This is a genomic window from Streptomyces gilvosporeus (assembly GCF_002082195.1).
In the GTDB taxonomy this organism is placed as follows: domain Bacteria; phylum Actinomycetota; class Actinomycetes; order Streptomycetales; family Streptomycetaceae; genus Streptomyces; species Streptomyces gilvosporeus.
In genome coordinates this window covers 4,857,015-4,878,009 of sequence record NZ_CP020569.1, presented here as the reverse complement: position 1 = coordinate 4,878,009, position 20,995 = coordinate 4,857,015, and the positions used below count along the sequence as shown (strand labels likewise).

Sequence of the window (20,995 nt, the reverse complement as noted above, 5' to 3'; positions counted from 1 at the left end):
CTGCGACCGGCATTCCTATGATGGGCGCACGACACCGCGGACCGCCGTCGACCAGGCAAGGTCCGAGAGGTGCACGGCGGCGCGACGGTGGAGGGGTCGATGACTCAGGGGGCCAGTCAGGGACCCATGGTGTGGACCATGGCGGGACAAACTCCGGCGTCTCCTGTGCCGCCCGGGCCGCTCTCCGGCGCGCCCGCGGGACCGCCACCGATGCCGCCGGCCGGCCCGCCGGTGCATCTGCCCGCCGGCCCCCCGACCGCACCGCCGCTGGTGCCGACCCCCGCGGCTCCGGTCGAGCTGCCCGAGGGGTACTCCCCGACCGCCCGCGACCTCCCGGTCATCGGCGCGGGCCGCACGGACACCCTCATCGACCGCCCGGCCGCCGACTTCCTGCCGGCCGCCGAGACCGCGGCCGACCAGGACACACCGGAGGGCATGGGCCCCCTGTACGTCGTCGGCGACGTCCACGGCTATTACGACGAGCTGTGCGAGGCGCTCGCCGCCGAAAGGCTGATCGACGCCGACGGCCACTGGGCGGCCGGCAACGCCCGCCTGTGGTTCCTCGGCGACTTCACCGACCGCGGTCCGGACGGCATCGGCGTCATCGACCTGGTGATGCAGCTCTCCGCCGAGGCCGCGGCGGCCGGCGGCTACTGCAAGGCCCTGATGGGCAACCACGAACTCCTGCTGCTGGGCGCCAAGCGGTTCGGCGACACCCCCGTGCAGTCCGGCGCCGGCACCGCCTCCTTCCAGGCCGCCTGGCTCCTCAACGGCGGCCAGAAGTCCGACATGGACCGTCTGGAGGACCACCACCTGCAGTGGATGGCCCGCCTGGACGCCGTGATGGAGGAGGACGGGCATCTGCTCGTGCACTCCGACACCACCGCCTACCTCGAGTACGGGGACTCCATCGAGGCCGTCAACGACACCGTCCACGATGTCCTGACCCGCAGCGACGCCGACGAAGTCTGGGAACTGTTCCGCAAGTTCACCAAGCGTTTCGCCTTCCGCGACGAGGACGGCTCGCAGGCCGTACGCGAACTGCTGCACGCCTACGGCGGCGAGCGCGTCGTCCACGGCCACAGCCCGATCCCGTATCTGCTGGGCGAGGTCGGCACGGAGGACGGCGAGGGCGAGAGCGCCGCTGTCGACGGGCCGCATGTCTATGCCGACGGGCTCGCGATCGCGATGGACGGCGGCGTCACCATGGCCGGAAAACTGCTGGTCTGCCAACTCCCCCTGGCGGGCTGAGCGTTCCCCGGGGCGACCGTGCACCAGACCGTCGGGCTCCGGGCTGCGGCGGATTCCGGTCGCGGCATTGCTCGAATTCCGCAAACTCACTGTCACCGTGTGCCGGAGGCGCTCTACCATCGGGCTATCCGTAGCAGGCTCTCCTCCGTTTCCGCCCACTGCCCGGCCCAGCCGGCACGTACGGCCCTACGGAGCATCGGGGGATGCACATGAACAGCGCTCCGCACCTGCTGAACGAGGATCGCGAGGAATTCGCGCGGCTCCTCGATGAGGCTCTGCGCGCCGCCGGGCACCGCCCGGACGGTCTCGCCTCCGGCACGGGAAAGCACCTGAGCGCCGAGCAGTTGCGCACCATGGCCCTCAGCGCCACCACCGCCATCGCCGCCTGTGCGACGGCCGAATACCAGCGTTATGTCCAGCTGCGCGCCGCCCTGCGGGCACCGGCGGCGGCCTCGTCCGCGGGCGGAGCGGCGGCCGTGGACGGGGATGCGGCGTCCGAGGGGGCGACAGGTTCGGCCAACGGCACGGGCCCCGTCGCGGTGTCGTGCACCGGCACCGGCGAGGGGACGGCTCTGGACGAGTCCGCGGAGAGTGCCGGCGCCGGGCTGGCCGCCATGAGCGCCGTCCTGGTCCCGGTCCTCGCAGGCATCGCCGCCGTGCTCTTTCTCCTCATCGGCTATGTCCTGCGCTTCGTCGGCCCGGACGCCTCCGTGGCCCGGCCGCTGATCAGCGTCGGCTGGGTATTCGCCGTGCTGACGGCGGCGGGCGCGCTGGTGGCCATGGCCGGTCTCGTCGTCACGGCCCTGCGCAACGGTTCGACGGCGTCCCGCACCTCCAGAGCTGACGAAGCCCTCGCCATGGACCTCGACCGCGCCCACGACGCTTGGCGCCAGGCCCTCCTCGAACGCGGCCTCCTGCCCTTTCTCAGCGAAGCCCTCGTCGACGCCGACCCCGGCGCCGACCCCACCGATTACGTCCCCCGGCCGGTCGCCGCTCCCGAGAATCGCATCCCCACCCTCGGCTACTCCCGCCCCGCCTTCTCCAGCCGGGACAGCGGTTCTTCGGGATCGCGCTCCCGTCCGCGCTATTCCAGCCCGGACTTCACCAGCCCGGAGTACGGGGGATCGGGTGCGGGGCCGGGAGCGAATTCGGCGGGTTCGGGATCGGGCTCCGGTGGAGGGGCGTCGGAGTAGGGCGCGTGCCGCTACGGCCGTCGTCAACGGCCGCTCGGCCGGTACGCGAACGGCGCCGCCCCACGGGCATTTCGCCCCGGAGCGGCGCCGGTGCACGGCGTGGTGCTGGTCTGCGGCGCGGCGCGTGCAGGCCCTCTCCGCGTGTCAGTCCGCCAGCGGCAGATACACCCGGTTCCCGCTGGCCGCGAACTCCTTGGACTTCTCCAGCATTCCGGCCTCGATGTCCTCGGGCGACGTGCCCGCTTCGCCGCCGAACTGCTCGGTGATGCTCCGGCTGATCTTCATCGAGCAGAACTTCGGACCGCACATCGAGCAGAAGTGGGCCGTCTTCGCCGGTTCGGCGGGCAGCGTCTCGTCGTGGAAGGCACGGGCGGTGTCCGGGTCGAGGGCCAGGTTGAACTGGTCCTCCCAGCGGAACTCGAAGCGGGCGTCGGAGAGGGCGTCGTCCCAGTCCTGGGCGCCCGGGTGCCCCTTGGCGAGGTCCGCCGCATGGGCCGCGATCTTGTAGGTGATGACGCCGGTCTTGACGTCGTCGCGGTCCGGCAGGCCCAGGTGCTCCTTGGGAGTGACGTAGCAGAGCATCGCGGTGCCCCACCAAGCGATCATCGCGGCGCCGATGCCGGAGGTGATGTGGTCGTAGGCGGGCGCAATGTCCGTGGTCAGCGGGCCGAGCGTGTAGAACGGCGCCTCTTCGCAGATCTCCTGCTGGAGGTCGATGTTCTCCTTGATCTTGTGCATCGGGACATGGCCCGGGCCCTCGATCATGGTTTGTACGCCGTGCCGCTTGGCGATGGTGTTCAGCTCGCCGAGCGTCCTCAGCTCCGCGAACTGGGCCTCGTCGTTGGCGTCCGCGATGGAGCCGGGGCGCAGGCCGTCGCCGAGCGAGTAGGTGACGTCGTAGGAGGCGAGGATCTCGCAGAGCTCCTCGAAGTGGGTGTAGAGGAACGACTCCTGATGGTGCGCGAGGCACCAGGCGGCCATGATCGAGCCGCCGCGGGAGACGATGCCGGTCTTGCGGCGGGCCGTGAGGGGGACATAGCGGAGCAGCACGCCGGCGTGCACCGTCATGTAGTCGACGCCCTGTTCGGCCTGCTCGATGACCGTGTCCTTGTAGATCTCCCAGGTCAGCTCCTCGGCCTTGCCGTCGACCTTCTCCAGGGCCTGGTAGAGGGGGACGGTGCCGATGGGAACGGGGGAGTTGCGCAGCACCCACTCGCGGGTGGTGTGGATGTTACGGCCGGTGGAGAGGTCCATGACCGTGTCGGCGCCCCAGCGGGTCGCCCAGGTCATCTTCTCGACCTCCTCCTCGATGGAGGAGGTGACCGCGGAGTTGCCGATGTTGGCGTTGACCTTCACCAAGAAGTTCTTGCCGATGATCATCGGCTCGATCTCCGGGTGGTTGACGTTGGCCGGCAGTACGGCGCGGCCCGCCGCGATCTCGTCCCGTACGAACTCCGGGCTGACGTTCTCGCGGAGGGCGACGTACTCCATCTCCGCGGTGATCTCGCCGCGCCGGGCGTAGGCGAGCTGGGTCACCGCGGCACCGCCCCGGCCGCGGCGCGGCTGGCGCGGGCGGCCGGGGAAGACCGCGTCGAGGTTCTTGAGGCCGCCGCGCGGCGAGGTGTGCTTGAGGCCGTCGTCCTCCGGCCGCATGGGGCGGCCCGCGTACTCCTCGGTGTCGCCGCGGGCGATGATCCAGTTCTCCCGCAGCGGCGCCAGGCCACGGCGGACATCGGTATCGATGTTCGGGTCGGTGTACGGCCCGGACGTGTCGTAGAGCGTGACGTCCTTGCCGTTGGTGAGGTGCACCTTCCGGACCGGGACCCGGATATCGGGCCGCGAACCGGACACATAGCCCTTATGCCAGCCGATCTCCGGCCGGCTGCCGTTGGCGGCAGCGTCCCGGCCGCCGGCCTGACCGTTTTCAGGCGTGCGTGCATCCTGCAGAGTCATAAAGACCCAACTCCCTACGCCGGCATTACCCGGTAACAGGTTCGGCGGTCGACGCAGCGGCTTCCGTCCGGCGATGTTTCACGTGAAACATCGCTGGGACGAAGGTCAGCGCCCTCTCAGCCCGGTGCTCCGAGCTCCCGCGATTGCAAAGGTCCCACCACGGTAGCGGCCGATGCGGCGGGGTGAACAGGGGGCCCCGCGAGTTCTTGGGGCCAGGTTCCCAATGGTTGCGAGCAGGCCCCTCGGTTGTCGCAATGATCGGGCCGTGAGCCGTACCGAGCACCACCACAGTGCCTCAGAGCATGCGCACGCCCACGGCCATGGGCCGGCCGCACCCGTCTCCCGCCATCTGCGCAAGGTCATCGCAGCGGTTCTGATCCCGTTCGCCGTCGCGGTGGTAGCGGGTCTGGTGGTGCTGTGGCCCGGCGGCGCACCGCCGCACAAGCCGTCCGGGGTCGGCTTCGACCAGCCCACCGAGCAGGCACGAGTGATCAAGGTGGCGGAGGTGAACTGTGCGGACGTGCATGCCGAGCAGCAGCCACCGGAGCCGGGGTCGCCGGGGCGGTCGCCGTCCACAGGAGCGGCGACGAACAAGAACTGCGAGCAGGCGACCATCAAGGTCACGACGGAAAAACGCCGGACGCACCTTCCGGACGGTGGTGACACCCGACGCCCTACGGCACTACACGACGGGCCAGGGCGTGGTGGTGTCGTATTCCCCCAAGGCGCCGAAGGATCTCCAGTACGCGGTGAGCGATGTCGACCGGACGTTCCCGATGTGGGTGCTGGCCGCAGTCTTCGCGCTGGCGATGGTGATCGTGGGCCGGCTGCGCGGGGTACTGGCGCTGGTCGCGCTGCTGGCGAGCTTCCTGGTGCTGACGCTGTTCATCCTCCCGGCCATCCTCCAGGGGTCGAACCCGCTGGTGGTGGCAGTGGTCGGCGGCAGCGCGACCATGCTGATCGCGCTCTATATGTGCCACGGCCCAACTGCCCGTACGTCGGTGGCGGTGCTCGGCACTCTCACGTCACTGCTGCTGATCGGCCTGCTGGGCTCCGTCTTCACCGGTTGGGCGCTGCTGACCGGCAATACGGACGACACGACCGGGCTGGTGCACAGCCTTTACTCCGACATCGAGATCCGGGGTCTGCTGCTGGCGGGGATCATCATCGGCTCCCTGGGCGCGCTCGACGATGTGACGGTGACTCAGACCTCGGCGGTGTGGGAGCTCAAGGAGGCGTATCCGGCGGCGAGTTGGCGCAAGCTGTACGGCGCGGCGATGCGGATCGGACGGGATCACATCGCGTCCGTCGTGAACACCCTCGTACTGGCCTATGCCGGCGCGGCGCTGCCGCTTCTCCTGCTGTTCTCGATCGCGCAGAGCAGCGTCGGCACGGTCGCCACCAGCGAGGAGGTCGTGCGCACGCTGGTGGGCAGCATCGGGCTGGTCGCATCGGTGCCGCTGACGACGCTGCTGGCGGCTCTGGTGGTCTCGGCGGACCGCCGGGAGCAGGACGTGCCGGTGCCCTCTTCGGACGCCTTGCCGGCCGCCACGGGTGGAAGGTCCGGGCGGCGCGGCTCGCGCGGCAGGCGCCGTAAGCGGTGAATCCGGTGGACGGCGACCGCGGCGTGCGATGAGTGCCGTGCGGTGAGCGCGTGGGCGGTGACGGCGGGGACCGGCGGACGAGCCGAGCCCGGGTCAACCGGCCGGCGCCTCCGTGAGGATCCGGTCCAGTACGGCCTCCAGGGTGTCGTGCACCTCTTCCTCACCGAGCGGCACCAGCCGGTCCGTACGGTCCAGGAAGGCGACCAGCGGCGGCACCCCGGCCCGGAACAGGGCCCGCTCGGCGCCCACTTGGAGGCTGATGAAGACCTCGCCGAGATGCCCCTCGGACGCCGGCTCGATGCGTACATCCCCCTCGCCGGACGGCCCGCTGAGCCCGTCCAGCAGCAACTCGCGGCTGAAGACCCAGGTCACGGGCATATCGCCAGGGAGATCAAAGGTGAAACGGACGGCAAACGGATCGGCGATGTCGAAATCCAGCTGCACCGGGATCCGGAACGCGAGCTCCTCGGAAACGAGGAAACTCATGATCACTTCTGCCTGAACTGTGTCGGTCATCAACCACTGCCCCGCAATTGATCGGAGATGGCCGGGAAACATCCCCACAAGCCCTATTGACGCCATCGTCTGTCAGGTGCAAGCAGATCACAAGGAGTGAGTTTTCAGATACTGATAGAGAACGCGAGTGTCGTTAGTGTCGCCTCCGCCATTGTTCGTAGTTGATCCGTGACGGTACGCAATCGATGCAGTTCATGGATGGGAAGCGATACGGCCAGCGCGGCAGCCGCCGAACCGACCTGTACGGGAATGGCGGCACATACTGTGCCCAGGGCATATTCCTGTTGCTCATAGGCGACATGGCCGCGACGCACTGTGTCCAGACGTTGCAGCAGATCATCTTCGGTCCGCACCGAGAACGGCGTCATGGACTGCACGGGATAGCGCGCGAGATGCTCCTTCCTGGCCTCGTCGTCGAGTTGCGCGAGGAGACACTGGCCTATGGCGTGGGCATGGGCGGTGGCACGGAAATCCACCCACTCCTCGACCGGGGGGCGTTCGGGATCGTCGGTGACGGCCACCACGTCCACCTCACCCTCCCGGTAGACGGCGAAGTAGACGGCGGCCCGCAGCTCGCGGCCCGCCATGGCCAGCGCCTCGGCGATATGGGTGCGCCGTCGGCGCCGCGCCCCGGCCTGCCCGATGGCCTCGGCCGCTTCACCGAAGACGAACAGGCCGTTCTCCCGGCGCAGATAGCCCTCGTGGGTCAGGGTCCGCAGCAGGTGGTACGTCGTCGGGAGCGGCAGACCGGTTTCCCGGGCGAGTTGTTTGGCGGGTGCCCCGTCGGCGTGCACACCGACCGCCTCCAGCAGTCGGAGGGCCCGCTGCACCGATCCGATCAGGGTGGGGTGCGAAGCGGAATCGTCGTTTCCTACTGCCAACGTCAGCCCCCCGGACCCGCTTTCTTCCGGAACGTCATCATCCGGAAGGCGCCTGCGCTGCGCACTCTAGCCGGGGCGGCCCGGCCGGTACGGCGAAAGCCGAGGAGTTAACTCACCTGGCCCACGCGGCAATCGGTGGCGGTCGGCAGGACTCGGCGGCCGGGTTCGACGACGAACGACGCCCCGCTCCAAGGCCGGAGCGGGGCGTCGTCGGACGGAGTGGGCCGGGGACCGGATGGCTGCCGTACGGAGTCGGCCGGGTCAGCGGGTGCTTGCCCTTGGCCGGTCGCCGATGGTCTACCAGTCACCCTTCGACGAGGACGACGAGGATCCGCTGAACCTGCGCACGAGATAGATCACTCCGGCGATCAGCGCCGCCGCTACAAGGATCTTGAACAGCAGGCCGATCAGAAACCCGACCGCCGTGGCGATCATTCCGCCGAACACCACGATCAGGACGACGGGCACCACGACCCAGGTGACCCACCACGGAAGCCCTGCGATTATCCCCTTACCAGCCACTGCACTGCCCTGCCTTCTCTGTCGGTCTCGGTCGGTCTCGCGTCATCGGCTGTCACGTCATCGACCGCCGCTTCATGGCACCGTCCGCACGCCGCGTATCCGCCGCATCGCGTCTCCGGTTCCCCTTCACCATCGATGCTAGGGCGCCGACGGCGGCCGTGGGGGCTCCGCATCCCTGATACATCCCTGATCCGACCCTTACGGGTTCGGGGTCCCGGCCTCAGCTCTCAGGCGGAGAAAAGACCACCATGACCCTCAGGTCCTCGCTGATGTGGTGGAACTTATGGGTCACCCCGGCCGGCACATAGACCACGCTGCCGCGTGCCACGGACTGCGTCTCCGTCCCGACGGTGATCGCCGCCCGGCCGCTGACCACCAGATACACCTCGTCCTGGGCATGCGGCTGCTGCGGATCGACGCTGCCGGCATCCAGCGCGTACAGCCCGACCGACATGTTGCGCTCCCGGAGGAACTGCAGATAGGCGCCGTCGTTCGCCGCCCGCTCCGCTTCCAGCTCATCCAGTCTGAAGGCCTTCATGCCGTTCGCACCCCTCAAGGATTTCGGAGTCGTCTGCGACGATCTCACCATGAAGCATTTTCTGGTCAAGACGATCGCCAACGCCGCGGCGCTTGCCGTGGCCATCTGGCTGCTCAAGGACATCACGCTCACCGGCGAGAACACCGCCCGCAAGATACTCACGCTGGTCCTCGTCGCGCTGATCTTCGGTTTGGTCAACTTCATCGTCAAGCCGGTGGTGAAGCTGCTGTCCCTCCCCCTGTTCATCCTCACGCTCGGCCTGATCACCCTGGTCGTCAACGCACTGATGCTCCTGCTGACATCCTTCGTCGCAGGCAAATTCGGCCTGGCCTTCCACGTGGCCGGCTTCGGGACCGCAGTACTGGGCGGCCTGATCGTCTCCATCGTCTCCTGGGCGATGCACATGGTTCTCCCCGAGGACGACTGACCGGCCCTCCGACCTCCACCGCTCGACGACAACCCGACCGCCCCGACAAGGACTGCCCCGTGAAAGCCCCGTTCCGCATCTGCTTCGTCTGCACCGGCAACATATGCCGCTCGCCGATGGCCGAGTCCGTCTTCCGCTCCCGTATCGCGGACGAAGGGCTCGACGGTCTGGTCGAGATCGACAGTGCGGGCACCGGCGGCTGGCACGAGGGTGACGGAGCCGACCCGCGCACGGTCGCCGTACTGCGCGCGGGCGGCTACGGCACCGCCCACACCGCCCGGCAGTTCCACGCCTCCTGGTTCGCCGACCGCGATCTGGTGATCGCGCTCGACGCCGGCCATCTGCGCGCCCTGCGCCACCTGGCCCCCACCGCCGAGGACGCCGCCAAGGTCCGGCTGCTGCGCTCCTACGCCACCGACGCGGTGTCCTCCGGACAGCCCGGACTCGATGGGCTCGACGTACCGGATCCGTACTACGGCGGATTCGACGGCTTCGAGGAATGCCTGGAGATGATCGAGAAGGCAAGCGACGGCCTCCTGGAAGCGGTACGCGCCGCGGTCTCCGGCGAGCCCGCAGACACCGGCCTCGGCACCGGCCCGAAGGAGCACGCATGACGAGCGACGGCACCCGCGTCGTACGGGCCGGGCTTCCCGAGCCCGCGGCCCACGAGCCGTCCCTCCCCGGGCCGGTCTTCGCGGCCCATTTCCACCTCCCCGGCGATGTCGCCGGTCCCTACACCTACGGCCGCGATGGCAACCCGACCTGGTCCCTCCTGGAAGAGGCCATCGGCGAACTCGAATCGCCGGAACAGCCCGCACACACCGTTGCCTTCGCCTCCGGCATGGCGGCGATCGCTGCCGTCCTCTTCTCCCAGCTGCGCTCCGGCGACGCGGTCGTACTGCCCAGCGACGGCTACCAGCTGCTCCCCGCCGTCCGCGACCGCCTGGAGAGCTACGGCGTCGAGGTCCGTACGGCCCGGACCGCGCACGATGCCCAGCTCGATGTGCTGGACGGTGCCCGGCTGCTGTGGATCGAGACGCCCTCCAACCCCGGCCTCGACGTCTGCGACATCCGGCGGCTGGCCGACGCCGCGCACGCCCGCGGCGCCCTGGTCGCCGTCGACAACACCCTCGCCACCCCGCTCGGCCAGCGCCCCCTGGACCTCGGCGCCGACTTCTCGGTCGCCAGCGGCACCAAGGCGCTGACGGGCCATGGCGACATCCTGCTGGGCTATGCCAGCACCCGCGACGCCACGCTGGCCGATGCCGTCCGCCTGTGGCGCAAGACGGTCGGCGCGATTCCCGGCCCGATGGAGAGCTGGCTCGCGCACCGCTCGCTGGCCACACTCGCGCTCCGCGTCCGCCAGCAGTCGGCCGGCGCACTGGCGCTCGCCGAGGCACTGGCCACCCGCCCCGAGATCACCGGCCTGCGCCACCCCGGTCTGCCCTCCGACCCCGCCCACCGGCTCGCCGTCACACAGATGCGGCCCGGCCGCTTCGGCTCCGTGGTCTCCTTCACCCTGCCCGACAAGGACCATGCGGAGCGGTTCCTGGCCGCACTGACCCTGGTGGACGAGGCGACCAGCTTCGGCGGCGTACGGTCGACCGCCGAGCGGCGCGCCCGGTGGGGCGGCGATGCCGTGCCGGAGGGGTTCGTCCGGTTCTCGGTCGGCATCGAGGAGCCGGAGGATCTGGTCGCGGACGTCATGCGTGCGCTGGATGCGGCGCAGCGGACATAGCCGACGGGACGTCCCGCTCGCCTCCGGCCGCCTGCGATGTTTCACGTGAAACCGAGCCCCGGCGATGTTTCACGTGAAACTACGGCTGCGCCAAGGCCAGTTGAGCGCATTGCGGGGTCCCATGACGCCAAGGGCGGCGGGCCCGTCCCTAGCGCCCGCGGTGTTCCACGGCCGTCCCGTCATCAAGCTCGGGTTTCGGCTGCCCATGTCTGCGGGATCTGTCACCTATGACCGTACGGCCAGTCGTCAAACGCACCGCCCGCGCGATTCTGCTCGATGGAGCGGACCTCGTCCTGATCAAGCGCACCAAGCCGGGCCGCGCTCCGTACTGGATCACCCCGGGCGGCGGTGTGGAGCCCGGGGACGCCACCGTCGTCGACGCCCTCCACCGCGAGCTGGACGAAGAGCTGGGGGCGAAGGTCAAGGACGTAGTGCCGGTTTTCGTCGACACCGTCGAGCACTTCAGCGAGGGCGGGGTGGACGGTGTGAAGGTGCAGCACTTCTTCGTCTGCCGACTGGACTCGATGGATCTCTCCCGCCGGCACGGCCCCGAGGTGGAGGAGCCGTGCGGAGATTACGAAATCGTGCGGGTGCCGTTCACCCGTGTCGGGATCGCCTCCGCCGAGGTCGTACCGCTGTCACTGCGGCACTACCTCGACGGGAACATCGAGGGCGTGCGGGCCATGCACGCTCCGGACCTGGGGTGAAGGTCCCAGGGCACCGGCCCGTGCGCTGCGGCGACCCTGCCGTGGTTCCTCGGCGCCGCTCCGTCAGGCGAACCAGCCGCGGAATTCCGGCTCCTCCTCCACGGGGCGCCGTGGCTGTGCCCGGGCGAGTACCTGCTCGACCCGGTCGAGGAACTCCTCATTGAGCTGCTCGCCAAAGCTGCGCCGCCTGGGTCCGGACGTCCTTGCAGGGGCGTCTCCGCGCCCGTGGCTCGCTTCGCTCCGCTCGTAGCCGCGCACCCCGTCCCGCACGTGGTTCTCGTCCTTGCGCTCCGCACGCCGGAAGGGCGCCCGCTCCGCGGCTTCCGCCGCCGCGCCGAAGAAGTCGCCGCCCTTGCGCTTGAAGTCGTCGGTGCCCCAGGCGCGCGCTCCGCGCTCCCGCGCCGGGATCTTCTGCAGATGCGGAATGTGTTTGGCGCAGTGGATGTACGCCTCCTCGATCTCGACCGCCACCCATAGCTGCGCGCGCCGCCCGGGTACCGGATCGACCGGCAGGTCGGGGTGAGCGGCCCGCATCTCCTCGTCGAGCACCACCCGTGCCCGGCCGTTGATGTGCAGCCCGATGCGGTCCCGGGTGAAGTCGATCATCAAGATGCCCAGCCGCGGGTTCTCCGAGATATTGCCGATGGAGGCCATGACGCCGTTGCCCCGGTATTCCGGGTAGGCCAGCAACCGCTCGTCCAACACCCGGACGAATCCGGGCGGACCGGCGCGAAAGGTGGAGTCGCATTCGCCGTACCGGTCGGCGGTGGCCAGGAAAAACATCTCCTGCCGAGCCACGAATTCCTGCATCCGGGCGTTGAGATGGTCGAGGACCTGCTCCTCGTAGAAGCGGTCGGCGCGCCGGGTCGTACCGAGCCTCTGCTGCACCAAGTGCTCGCCATCGCTCCCGGGGCGCTCCCACTCCGCGTCCCGTTCGTCCCCAGTTCGACCGAATTCACCCTGCGCTGTCACGACCTCAATCTCCTGACGTCAATCTCCTGTCGAGACCAGCTCTTCGATGGAGTCATGCCGGATGCGGCCGGACGGGATGCCGACCCCCACCAGTGCGTCCACACCCCTGCGGATCATTCCGGGCGGCCCCGAAAGGTAAGCGTCGTATTCCGGGAACGGGCCGTACTTGCGTACCGCGTCGGGGAGTTGGCCGGTTACGGTGCTCGCCCCGCCGCGGCCCGTCGGGCCGTTCGCGACGACCGGGCGGACCTGGAGCCAGGGGTGTTCCTGCTCCAGACGCAGCATGGTGTCGATGTCGTAGAGGTCGTGGTCGCTGCGGGCGCCGTAGAAGACATCGACGGGACGCCGGACGCCGTGCTGGGCGACGTCCTCGATCAGCGCCTTGATGGGCGCGATGCCGGTGCCGCCGCCGACGCACAGCATGCCGGTGCGGGTGGTGTGGTCGACGGTCATCGAGCCACCCGGTGCACCGAGGCGGATGACGTCGCCGGGGCGGGCGCGGTGCACCATCGCATTGGAGACCCAGCCCGCCGGTACCGCCTTGACGTGGAACGACAGCAGGCCGTCCGAACGCGGCGCCGAGGCGAAGGAGTAATGCCGCCACACCCGTGGCCACCAGGGGGTTTCCAGGCTGGTGTACTGGCCGGCGAGGAACGGGTACGGCTGGTCGGGACGGACCGTCACCACCGCGATGTCCGGCGTCCGCAGCTCGTGCGAGACCACCTCGGCCTGCCACCAGGCGGGGGCCACCGCCTCGTTCTCGGCGGCAGCATCGATCATGATCTGCGAGATGGCGGTGTACGCGCGCACCCAGGCGTCCTCGGTCTCCTGGCTCCAGCTGGAGGTCGCATAACGCGAGAGCGCGCTGAGCAGGCATTCGCCGACGGCCGGGTAGTGGTCGGGCAGGGTGCCGTACTTCCGGTGGCCACGGCCGAGGTGCGTGAGGTACTCGGTGAGGATGTCGGCGTCGTCGACGTGCTTGGCTGCGGTGAGCAGCGCCTTGAACAGCCGGTCGCGCTGGGTGTCCATCGAAGCGGGGAACAGCGCCCGCAGATCGGGGTACCGGACGAACAGCAGCGCGTAGAAGTACGAGGTGACCTTGTCGGCCACCGGCTCGATCTCGGCCATGGTCTGCCGGATGAGAAGAGCATCGGGTGAGGCCGAGGGGGCGGCGGAGGCGGCCGCTTCCACTGCGCCCAGGGTTGGCTCTTGGGCGACGGGGCGGCGTACGGCGGCCTCACGGTCGGCCTGGGGCTCGGACCGGCGCTCCGCCTGACGCTCGACCTGGTGTTCCGGAGGAGTGAAGAAGGGGCGGGGGGCCGGCTCGGCTGCCGGTGCCGCGGCGGGTGTGGGGCCGCTACCGACTCCTGTGGAGTGAACCGACTCGTGTACCGGCTCGGGCTCCCAGGACGGCCTGGGCTCCCGGTACAGCGGCGACTCCTGGCCCTGCGGGGTCTTGCGCGGTGGCAGGGGCTCCTGCGGTGTCCAGGCTTCCTGAGAAGGCTGGGCTTGCTGGCTCTGCTGAGGCGCCTGGCGCGACTGAGGCTCCTGCCGCGGTTCCGGTACGCGCTCGCGCTCGGCGGCGGTGCCCACCGGTCTGATCGGGTTGACCGGCCGGCTGGGTATCCGCTCCCGGCCCTGCCCCTCCTGACCGTCTGCGGCGCCCCGGTCGCCGGGACCGCCCTGATCATCCGGGCTTTGCTGCTGGTCGCGCTGCGTTTCGGAAGACTTCTTCGACGGCGGAGTGAACCAACCCCAATCGCCACTGCTGCCGCCAGAAGAGCCGTTATCGGCCGATGTGGTGGTCGGAGCGTCCATGGTCTGCCTCGCCTCGAACGTCTTTCGGTTGTCTTCGCACTTCCGTTGATCGGAACTGCCCGGAATTCCCCCGCCCTGCCCCGGAATTCTTAATCCATTCAAGCTATTCCGGCAACACCCTCCAAAGCGGACAAGTCTCGCTTGACCGCGACGATCGACGCGGACACGACTCGGCAGCCTGCCACTCCGACCCAACACATCGGACAAATAGCCGGAAGTTCGGTCGTTGCGGGCCGCCGCGCCGGTACTCTGGTGGGCTTGCCGGCCCCCGGCGCGCCCGCGGAAGCCCTCACCCCCGCCAAGCCGGAGTCGACCATACCGGCACCGGTTGAAACTACAAGCCCTGATCCGGGAGCACTCCGCGCGCCCCCTTCGATAACAGTGAGACTCCCCACAGAGCGCGTTTTCCGTACATATCACAGACGAATGCCGCCGTAGAAAGCTCCGAATTACTGGCCGGTACGCACCAGTTCATAGGCCTCGCGCAGATCACGCCCCACATACGCATATGAGGCGACGTCACGGACATGATGATCCGCATTCACGGCCACCGACGCCCCAACCACCGCGAACAGGTCCGTGTCCGACATCGAATCGCCGTATGCCACGCAGTCGGCGCGGGTCAGCCCGTACTCCACACAGAGTTCATCTGCGATCCGCACCTTCGCGGCCGCGGTGAGGATGCCGTCGGGTTCCACCGGCTGCCGGATCGGCACCGCGGGCCAGCGCGAGCCGTGGGTCGTATCGACGCCCCAGGACAGCAGGCGGGCAACGAAGAAGTCCGGGGAGAGAGAAATCACCGCGCACCGTTCGCCATGCGCGCGGATATCCGCCCATACCTCCTGAATCCCGGCCAGCCAAGGAGCGTTGTCGAAGGCCGCCGCGAGATGAGGTTCGGTCAGCTCGGCGGCCCAGAGGTCGGCCGCCAGCTGTGCGAACCGCTCCGGCGTCAGCTCGCCGGCCAGAAACCCGCGCTCCAGCTCGGCGATCTCCCGCTCCAGTCCGAGCTGCCGGGAGATCTCGACGGCGGCCGCGGACCCGTACAGGAGGGTCCCATCCATGTCGAACAGATGCAGCTTGGTCATGCCGGGGAGGGTACGTCGGCGGTGCCCGGCGCACACCGGCCGGGGCTCAGCGTGCAAGCGGAGCGCACCGTGCAGAGGGGACACACCGCACGAGCCCGTACTCACCGCCGCGTAGACGCGGATACTCCCGCCGTCAGATGTACCGCGCGGCCCGGCCCGGCACCGTGGACGGCATGCCGCACCTCAGCCGCCGCGCCCGCCGGGCCGTCCTCGTCGTCCATGTCGCCGTCTCCGTCGGCTGGCTCGGGCTCACGCTCGGGCTGCTCGCGTTGAGCATCACCGGGTACACCGCGTCCCCCGATACCGCAGCGGCCGCCTATCGGTCGATGAAGATCTTCGGCGACTGGCTGATCCTGCCGATGGCGCTGGGTTCGCTGGTCAGCGGACTGGTGCTGGCTCTCGGTACGGCCTGGGGGCTGGCCCGCCACCACTGGGTCTACGTCAAGTTCTGGCTCACCCTCATCACCGTGCTGCTGTCGGTCTTCGCGCTGCGGCCGGGCATCAACCGTCTTGCCGCACAGGCCGCAGCGGGCACCCCGACGCCTGACGTCGGCCTTCTCATCGCACCGGCCGTCGCCACGGCCACGTACTTCTTCCTCACGGCCATCTCCGTGCTCAAGCCCTGGGGGCCGACCCGACGCGGCCGCCGGCTGCGCCACCGGCGGTGGTCGCAGTCGGCCTAGGCACGTGGTCGGGCTCGCGGAAACACCCGCCGTCAGACGAGCTCCGCTTCCGCGAGCGCCGCGGTGGCGATCCGGTGGTCCTGCTCGGGGGTGCCGCCGCCGACTCCTATCGCGCCGATCAGGCGGCCGTCCCGATGAAGCGGCACTCCGCCCGCGATGAACAGAAGCGGCCGGTCCAGCGCGGTGGGCAGCGTGTGGAAGAGCCCGTCGGGCCGTACGAGATCGACGAGATCGACGGTCGGCGCATCCAACTGGAGCGCGGTGTACGCCTTGCGGGTGCTGGTCTCCCCGGAAATCAGCACGGCCTGGTCGTCGCGCCGGAAGCCGAGGAGATGACCGCCGGCGTCCAGCACGGTGACGCTGCCCCGTATGCCGAGGTCGTCGGCGGCCCGTGCGGCGGCTCGGACGAGCACATCGGCGTCATGGGTGGTGAGGAGGCGGACGGTGAGCGGGGAGGGGGTGGTCGGGGCGGTGGTGCTCATGAGACGTGTTCCTTGAACGATGGTGGTTATCGGGGTAGTTCGGATGATTGCGGTTGCTTCGGTGGTTAAGGCAGCTTTCGCCGATTGAGCGGCCTAGTGGGCGACCGGCTGCTCGGTCATCGGCGATATCGGCTGCTCGGCGACCGCGGAGGATCCGCCGGTCACCACGCGGCCACGTCGCGCCGTACGCCGTTCCAGGGTGGAGGCGAAGACCGCCACACCAAGCGCCGCGACGGTCATCAGCGCGCCGACCCAGTTGGTCGCGGTGTAGCCGAGGCCAGCCGAGATGACGAGTCCACCGAGCCAAGCCGCCAGCGCATTGCCGAAGTTGAAGGCGGCGATATTGCCCGCCGAGGCAAGGGTGGGGGCGGCAGCGGCCTGGTCCATCACCCGCTTCTGCAACGGCGGTACGGTCGCGAAGCCGAAGAAGCCGATCAGGGCGATGGTGACGGTGGCGGCGGCCTTGTTGTGCGCGGTGAAGACGAACGCGCCCAGCACCAGCGCCAGACCGGTCAGCGCCACGTAGAGCATCGGCATCATGGCGCGGTCGGTGAAGCGGCCGGAGACCAGGTTTCCGCCCACCATGCCGAGGCCGAAGACGGCCGTCAGCCAGATCACCGAGGACGGGGCGAAGCCGGTGACCTCGGTCATCATCGAGGCGAGGTACGTGACGGCCGCGAAGACACCGCCGAAGCCGAGGATCGTCATCAGCATCGCGAGGCCGACCTGTGGGTTACGGAAGACCGCGAGCTCGCTGCCGAGGCGCGCGGCCGCTTTCGCCCGCTGTGCGGGGAGGAGCAGGACGACGCCCAGCAGGGCGAGCACACCGAGCCCGGCGATGGCGTAGAACGTGACCCGCCAGCCGAACTGCTGGGCGAGCAGGGTGCCCGCCGGGACACCAACGACATTGGCGACGGTCAGGCCGCTGAACATCAGCGAAAGCGCGGTGGCGCGCTTGTCGGGCGCGACGAGGTCGGCGGCCACCAGGGCACCGATACCGAAGAACGCGCCATGGGTGAAGGCGGCGACGATCCGCCCCACCAGCATCAGGCCGAAGCCCGGCGCGAGGCCCGTGAGCAGGTTGCCCACGATGAACAGGCCCATCAGCAGCGTCAGCATCTGCTTGCGCGTGAAGCGCGTGCCGAGCGCGGTCATCAGCGGTGCACCGGCCACCACGCCCATGGCGTAGAGGGTGGTCGCATAGCCGGCGAGCGGGATGGAGACACCAAAGCTCTCCGCCATGTCGGGCAGCAGGCCCATGACCGCGAACTCGGTCGTTCCGATCCCGAAGGCACCGATGGCGAGGGCCAGGAGTGCGAGAGGCATGACGGATCCCTCCGAAAGATTGCGTCCGTCGCTTACAAGCGTCCACAATAATTGCAGACGCTCTTTAATTGCAAGCGCGGGATATTTCGGTGGTGTCCTATCCTGGTTCGTACGACCCATGAGGAGGTCTCCGATGACGCAGCAGACGCACGCGACGCCGCAGGCAGTGGCCGAGGGAGCGCCCGGCAGTGGGCTCGCCCAGGGCTGGTGCGCCCTCTCCGCGCTCCACGGCCGCATCGAGTCGCACATCGAGCGGGCACTCCAGGCCCAGCATGACCTCAGCGTCCGCGAGTTCTCGGTCATCAACGTGCTCAGCGAGCAGCACAGCGGGCCAGGCGGCCATCTGCGGATGCACCAGGTGGCGGACGCCGTGGTCCTCAGCCAGAGCGCCACCACCCGGCTGGTCACCCGCCTCGAGGATCGCGGGCTGCTGGAGCGCTATCTGTGCCCGGACGACCGGCGCGGCATCTACACCAACGTCACGCCGGACGGCCTCACCCTCCTGGCAGAGGCCCGGCCGACACATGACACCGCACTGCGCGAGGCCCTCCAGGACGCCGCCCAGCGCCCCGAGCTGGCGCCCTTGGTCACGGCCGTGGAGACGCTCGCGCCCTCGGAGTAGCGCGGATAGGGGCCCCACCGCCCCGGGCGCCACATAGAGTCCGGCTCATGAGCGATATCGAGATACGCCGCGCGACCGAGGCCGATCTGCCCGACATCGTCGCGATGCTGGCCGACGACCCGCTGGGCGCCACCCGCGAGTCTCCGGATGATCTGGCCCCGTACCGCTCCGCGTACCAGGCGATCGCGGCCGATCCGCAGCAGTACCTGGCCGTCGCGGTCCGTGCCGGCCGTACGGTCGGCACGCTCCAGCTCACCGTCCTCCCCGGGCTCTCCCGCCGCGGCGCCGCCCGTTCGCTGATCGAGGCCGTACGGATCCACGCCGACGCGCGGGGCAGCGGCCTGGGCACTCAGCTCATCGAATGGGCGATCGAGGAATCCCGGGCGCGTGGCTGCGTGCTGGTGCAGCTGACGTCCGACGCCAGCCGCATCGAGGCCCACCGCTTCTACGAGCGCCTCGGCTTCGAGGCCTCCCACCTGGGCTTCAAGCGTCTCCTGTAGCTCGGGCGGGCCCGTCAGGAGCCTTGTCCGTCGGCCGTCGTGCACCGTTGTCGCGTCGGGTCCGCTCCCGTGCCCGGTGTGCCTTCTGTCGGCAGGCGGCACGGCAGTAGCGCGGCGGCCGGCCGGTTCGGGCCGCCGTCACCGGCCCGGCGCACACCTCGCACCGTGTTTCGTTATGTCCGGCCGCCACCGTTGGTAGTTTCGTTACGCTGCGGTCGGCTCGCAGCCCGTCACACATCAGCGCCGTCATCCGACCCGGCACCGACGTCGTCGCCCCGTCACCGGACCGCTGCCGCTCCATCGACATACACCCGACCATCACCGCACGGACATCGTCGAGGTCGATGTCCGGTCGTACGGCGCCTGCCTGTTGGGCGCGCACCAGGAGCACCCCGAGGGCCGTCGCGAAGTCCCGCTCCGGCTCCGGCGACATCTCCGCATCCACCTGGCCCGATGCCTCCAGTGCATCGCACAGCGCTTTGTTCCGGGCGGCGAGCCGGACGACCGACGACAGAAAGCGAAAGAACACCCCGCCCGGGTCCTCTGCATCGGCCAAGTCCCTTGCCGTATCCGTGAAAAGTACTATCCGGTCCACGATCGAGGCCCTGAACAAGGCTTCTTTGGAAGGGAAATGGCGATACACGGTCCCGGCTCCCACGCCGGCCCGCCGTGCGATCTCACCGAGCGGCACCCCCAACCCCTGCTCCTCGAAGGCGGATCGGGCCGCCTGGAGCACCAGCGCACGGTTGCGGCGGGCATCCGCGCGTGAAGGTGCCGATCCGCCGCTCGCCATCCGTAAGCCTCCCGAGACCGCCCGGCCCCCTAGGAATCTGCCCGGAAAACAACCGGGCCGTTCGTTCCGATTCTAGGAGAAGGCCGGAAGGGGGGCCTGGAGAGCCGCCCCGAGCCGGGGCGAACGCGTCCGCACGCAAAAAGGTGGGTCATGTTTCACGTGAAACCTGACCCACCCCATGGCCTCAGCCGGTTCGCACAGATACCGGCGCCCGTCGACGCCCTCAGCGACCGGCAACGACCTCGTCCCACGCCGCTGCCGCCGCCCCGACGGCAGCGGCCTCGTCCACCTCCGTGCTCAGCGTCCGCAGGCCACCGGCCAGCGCCGCCAGCGAAGCCAGCGCCACACCGCGGTCCGCGGCCCGGCCGTAGTGGTTCACCCGGATCATCTCCTTGGCCAGCGCGCCCGCGGCGGCCTGCACCGGCACCGACCCATCGGCGGCGAGCGCGGCGGACACCACCTCGCGGGCATCCACGCCCTGCGGTGCGCGCAGCGTGGTCGCGGCGGGCGCCGCGTCCTCGTCCCGGATCACATACGGCACCAGTCCGCCCAGCACCCGCGCGCCTGCCCGAACCGCCGCGGCCGCCGCCCGATGCCTCGTCATGACGGCATCCAGTCCCTCGGCGTCGATATGGTCCACCGCCTGCTCCAAAGCGAGCATCTCCAGCTGCGCCGGCGCATGCGGCAGAGCCGCGCGGCCGCCGTCGATCCAACTCTCCTTCCAGTCCCGCAGCGAGAGGTACGAGCGTCGCGGGGCCTGCTCATTGGCCGTGATCCGCTCCCAGGCCCGGGCGCTGACCGACGCCACGGACACCCCGGCCGGCCCGGCCAGCGCCTTCTGCCCGCCGATCACACACAGGTCCACGCCCCACTCATCGGTACGCAGCGGCTCGGCGCCGACCGAGGCGACCGCATCGAGCATCAGCAGCGCCCCGTGCTCGCGCACCACGGCACCGATCTCGGCGACCGGGTTGGTGTTGCCCGTCGCGGCCTCGGCGTGCACCAGGCTGACAAAGTCGATCTCGGGGTGCTCGCGCAGCGCGTCCGCCACCTGACGGGGGCTCACCGCACCCGTGAACGGCGCGGTGAGGGTGATGACTTCGGCGCCGCACGAGCGCAGCCAGCCGCCGAAGGTCTCGCCGTAAGGACCGGTGATGATGTTGAGCGCGGTGCTGCCGGGCCGTACGGCCGAGCGGATGCAGGCCTCCAGCGGCAGCAGCGCCTCCCCCTGCATCGCCACCACATCGCAGCGGGTACCCATCAACGCGGCGACCTTGTCCTCGATCCGCGCGAAGTGCGCTGCGGTGAGCGGCGGCAGGTCGAGCAGATCCGGGGCGGCGGGGTTCGCGGTCGAGTCAGACACGGCAGTCATAGGGCCTTCCAG

22 protein-coding genes and 1 pseudogene are annotated in these 20,995 nt (G+C 69.6%); 11 read left to right on the top strand and 12 right to left on the bottom strand.

The annotated features are described in order from the left end of the window. Positions 1-210 precede the first annotated feature (210 nt). Both B1H19_RS21720 and B1H19_RS21715 read left to right on the top strand, forming a co-directional pair. Positions 211-1,251: a metallophosphoesterase gene (locus B1H19_RS21720; RefSeq protein WP_083106474.1), complete on the top strand. Its 1,041-nt coding sequence runs from the start codon at positions 211-213 to the stop codon at positions 1,249-1,251. 209 nt (positions 1,252-1,460) lie between these two features. After that, positions 1,461-2,444 (top strand): hypothetical protein, encoded by a 984-nt coding sequence (locus B1H19_RS21715; protein ID WP_418361518.1) that lies wholly within the window; start codon positions 1,461-1,463, stop codon positions 2,442-2,444. Positions 2,445-2,588: 144 nt separating this feature from the next. Here the strand turns inward: B1H19_RS21715 and thiC are convergent, their stop codons facing one another. Then, on the bottom strand, positions 2,589-4,397 hold the full coding sequence (gene thiC, locus B1H19_RS21710; protein ID WP_083106473.1) for a phosphomethylpyrimidine synthase ThiC: 1,809 nt from the start codon (positions 4,395-4,397) through the stop codon (positions 2,589-2,591). A 223-nt stretch (positions 4,398-4,620) separates the two neighbouring features. On the opposite strand from thiC, the pseudogene B1H19_RS21705 reads away from it, so the two are divergent. Further along, positions 4,621-6,001: pseudogene (locus B1H19_RS21705) on the top strand (YibE/F family protein). Positions 6,002-6,094: 93 nt separating this feature from the next. Here the strand turns inward: B1H19_RS21705 and B1H19_RS21700 are convergent. The 4 genes from B1H19_RS21700 to B1H19_RS21685 form a co-directional block, all read right to left on the bottom strand. After that, the gene (locus B1H19_RS21700; RefSeq protein ID WP_083109788.1) at positions 6,095-6,517 is read right to left on the bottom strand and encodes an SsgA family sporulation/cell division regulator; all 423 of its coding nucleotides are present in this window, start codon (positions 6,515-6,517) and stop codon (positions 6,095-6,097) included. 104 nt (positions 6,518-6,621) lie between these two features. Beyond that, positions 6,622-7,398: an IclR family transcriptional regulator gene (locus B1H19_RS21695; RefSeq protein WP_203237196.1), complete on the bottom strand. Its 777-nt coding sequence runs from the start codon at positions 7,396-7,398 to the stop codon at positions 6,622-6,624. Between the two features lie 297 nt (positions 7,399-7,695). Further along, on the bottom strand, positions 7,696-7,920 hold the full coding sequence (locus tag B1H19_RS21690) for a DUF5326 family protein (RefSeq protein ID WP_030064494.1): 225 nt from the start codon (positions 7,918-7,920) through the stop codon (positions 7,696-7,698). 220 nt (positions 7,921-8,140) lie between these two features. After that, complete coding sequence (locus tag B1H19_RS21685; RefSeq protein ID WP_083106471.1) at positions 8,141-8,458, bottom strand: cupin domain-containing protein; 318 nt, start codon at positions 8,456-8,458, stop codon at positions 8,141-8,143. Between the two features lie 49 nt (positions 8,459-8,507). Between B1H19_RS21685 and B1H19_RS21680 the strand changes: the two genes are divergently transcribed. The 4 genes from B1H19_RS21680 (at position 8,508) to B1H19_RS21665 (ending at position 11,330) form a co-directional block, all read left to right on the top strand. Then, entirely contained in the window at positions 8,508-8,885 is a 378-nt protein-coding gene (locus tag B1H19_RS21680) for a phage holin family protein (RefSeq protein ID WP_083109786.1), read from the top strand. A 116-nt stretch (positions 8,886-9,001) separates the two neighbouring features. Beyond that, complete coding sequence (locus B1H19_RS21675; RefSeq protein WP_237289862.1) at positions 9,002-9,499, top strand: low molecular weight protein-tyrosine-phosphatase; 498 nt, start codon at positions 9,002-9,004, stop codon at positions 9,497-9,499. Next, positions 9,496-10,623, top strand: coding sequence for a cystathionine gamma-lyase (locus B1H19_RS21670; RefSeq protein WP_083106466.1), 1,128 nt, complete (start codon positions 9,496-9,498; stop codon positions 10,621-10,623). Before B1H19_RS21675 ends, B1H19_RS21670 begins: the two co-directional genes overlap by 4 nt. Before the next feature lie 227 nt (positions 10,624-10,850). Further along, positions 10,851-11,330, top strand: a complete 480-nt coding sequence (locus B1H19_RS21665) for an NUDIX domain-containing protein (protein WP_083106463.1) — start codon at positions 10,851-10,853, stop codon at positions 11,328-11,330. A gap of 63 nt (positions 11,331-11,393) precedes the next feature. On the opposite strand, the gene B1H19_RS21660 is transcribed toward B1H19_RS21665, so the two are convergent. From B1H19_RS21660 to B1H19_RS21650, 3 genes are all read right to left on the bottom strand, one after another. Next, positions 11,394-12,218, bottom strand: coding sequence for a pyridoxamine 5'-phosphate oxidase family protein (locus B1H19_RS21660; RefSeq protein WP_083109785.1), 825 nt, complete (start codon positions 12,216-12,218; stop codon positions 11,394-11,396). Between the two features lie 102 nt (positions 12,219-12,320). Continuing rightward, on the bottom strand, positions 12,321-14,120 hold the full coding sequence (locus B1H19_RS21655) for a globin domain-containing protein (RefSeq protein ID WP_083106460.1): 1,800 nt from the start codon (positions 14,118-14,120) through the stop codon (positions 12,321-12,323). A 449-nt stretch (positions 14,121-14,569) separates the two neighbouring features. Then, positions 14,570-15,205, bottom strand: a complete 636-nt coding sequence (locus tag B1H19_RS21650) for an HAD family hydrolase (RefSeq protein ID WP_083106457.1) — start codon at positions 15,203-15,205, stop codon at positions 14,570-14,572. 173 nt (positions 15,206-15,378) lie between these two features. Between B1H19_RS21650 and B1H19_RS21645 the strand changes: the two genes are divergently transcribed. Next, on the top strand, positions 15,379-15,888 hold the full coding sequence (locus B1H19_RS21645; protein ID WP_083109784.1) for a DUF2269 domain-containing protein: 510 nt from the start codon (positions 15,379-15,381) through the stop codon (positions 15,886-15,888). A gap of 32 nt (positions 15,889-15,920) precedes the next feature. On the opposite strand, the gene B1H19_RS21640 is transcribed toward B1H19_RS21645, so the two are convergent. Both B1H19_RS21640 and B1H19_RS21635 read right to left on the bottom strand, forming a co-directional pair. Further along, complete coding sequence (locus tag B1H19_RS21640) at positions 15,921-16,370, bottom strand: GlcG/HbpS family heme-binding protein (protein WP_083106455.1); 450 nt, start codon at positions 16,368-16,370, stop codon at positions 15,921-15,923. A 93-nt stretch (positions 16,371-16,463) separates the two neighbouring features. After that, the gene (locus B1H19_RS21635; RefSeq protein WP_083106452.1) at positions 16,464-17,696 is read right to left on the bottom strand and encodes an MFS transporter; all 1,233 of its coding nucleotides are present in this window, start codon (positions 17,694-17,696) and stop codon (positions 16,464-16,466) included. A 133-nt stretch (positions 17,697-17,829) separates the two neighbouring features. On the opposite strand from B1H19_RS21635, the gene B1H19_RS21630 reads away from it, so the two are divergent. Continuing rightward, positions 17,830-18,318 (top strand): MarR family winged helix-turn-helix transcriptional regulator, encoded by a 489-nt coding sequence (locus B1H19_RS21630; RefSeq protein WP_083106449.1) that lies wholly within the window; start codon positions 17,830-17,832, stop codon positions 18,316-18,318. Between the two features lie 47 nt (positions 18,319-18,365). Next, a complete protein-coding gene (locus B1H19_RS21625) occupies positions 18,366-18,818 on the top strand; it encodes a GNAT family N-acetyltransferase (RefSeq protein ID WP_083106446.1) in 453 nt (150 codons plus the stop codon). Here B1H19_RS21625 and B1H19_RS21620 read toward each other — a convergent pair. After that, a complete protein-coding gene (locus B1H19_RS21620; protein ID WP_237289860.1) occupies positions 18,802-19,509 on the bottom strand; it encodes a TetR/AcrR family transcriptional regulator in 708 nt (235 codons plus the stop codon). The two genes, B1H19_RS21625 and B1H19_RS21620, sit on opposite strands and share 17 nt — an antisense overlap. Between B1H19_RS21620 and B1H19_RS39905 the strand changes: the two genes are divergently transcribed. Continuing rightward, on the top strand, positions 19,450-19,587 hold the full coding sequence (locus B1H19_RS39905) for a hypothetical protein (protein WP_237289963.1): 138 nt from the start codon (positions 19,450-19,452) through the stop codon (positions 19,585-19,587). The genes B1H19_RS21620 and B1H19_RS39905 overlap by 60 nt on opposite strands. A 247-nt stretch (positions 19,588-19,834) precedes the next feature. Here B1H19_RS39905 and B1H19_RS21615 read toward each other — a convergent pair whose 3' ends face one another. Then, positions 19,835-20,983, bottom strand: a complete 1,149-nt coding sequence (locus B1H19_RS21615; protein ID WP_083106441.1) for a pyridoxal-phosphate-dependent aminotransferase family protein — start codon at positions 20,981-20,983, stop codon at positions 19,835-19,837. Positions 20,984-20,995: the final 12 nt, after the last annotated feature.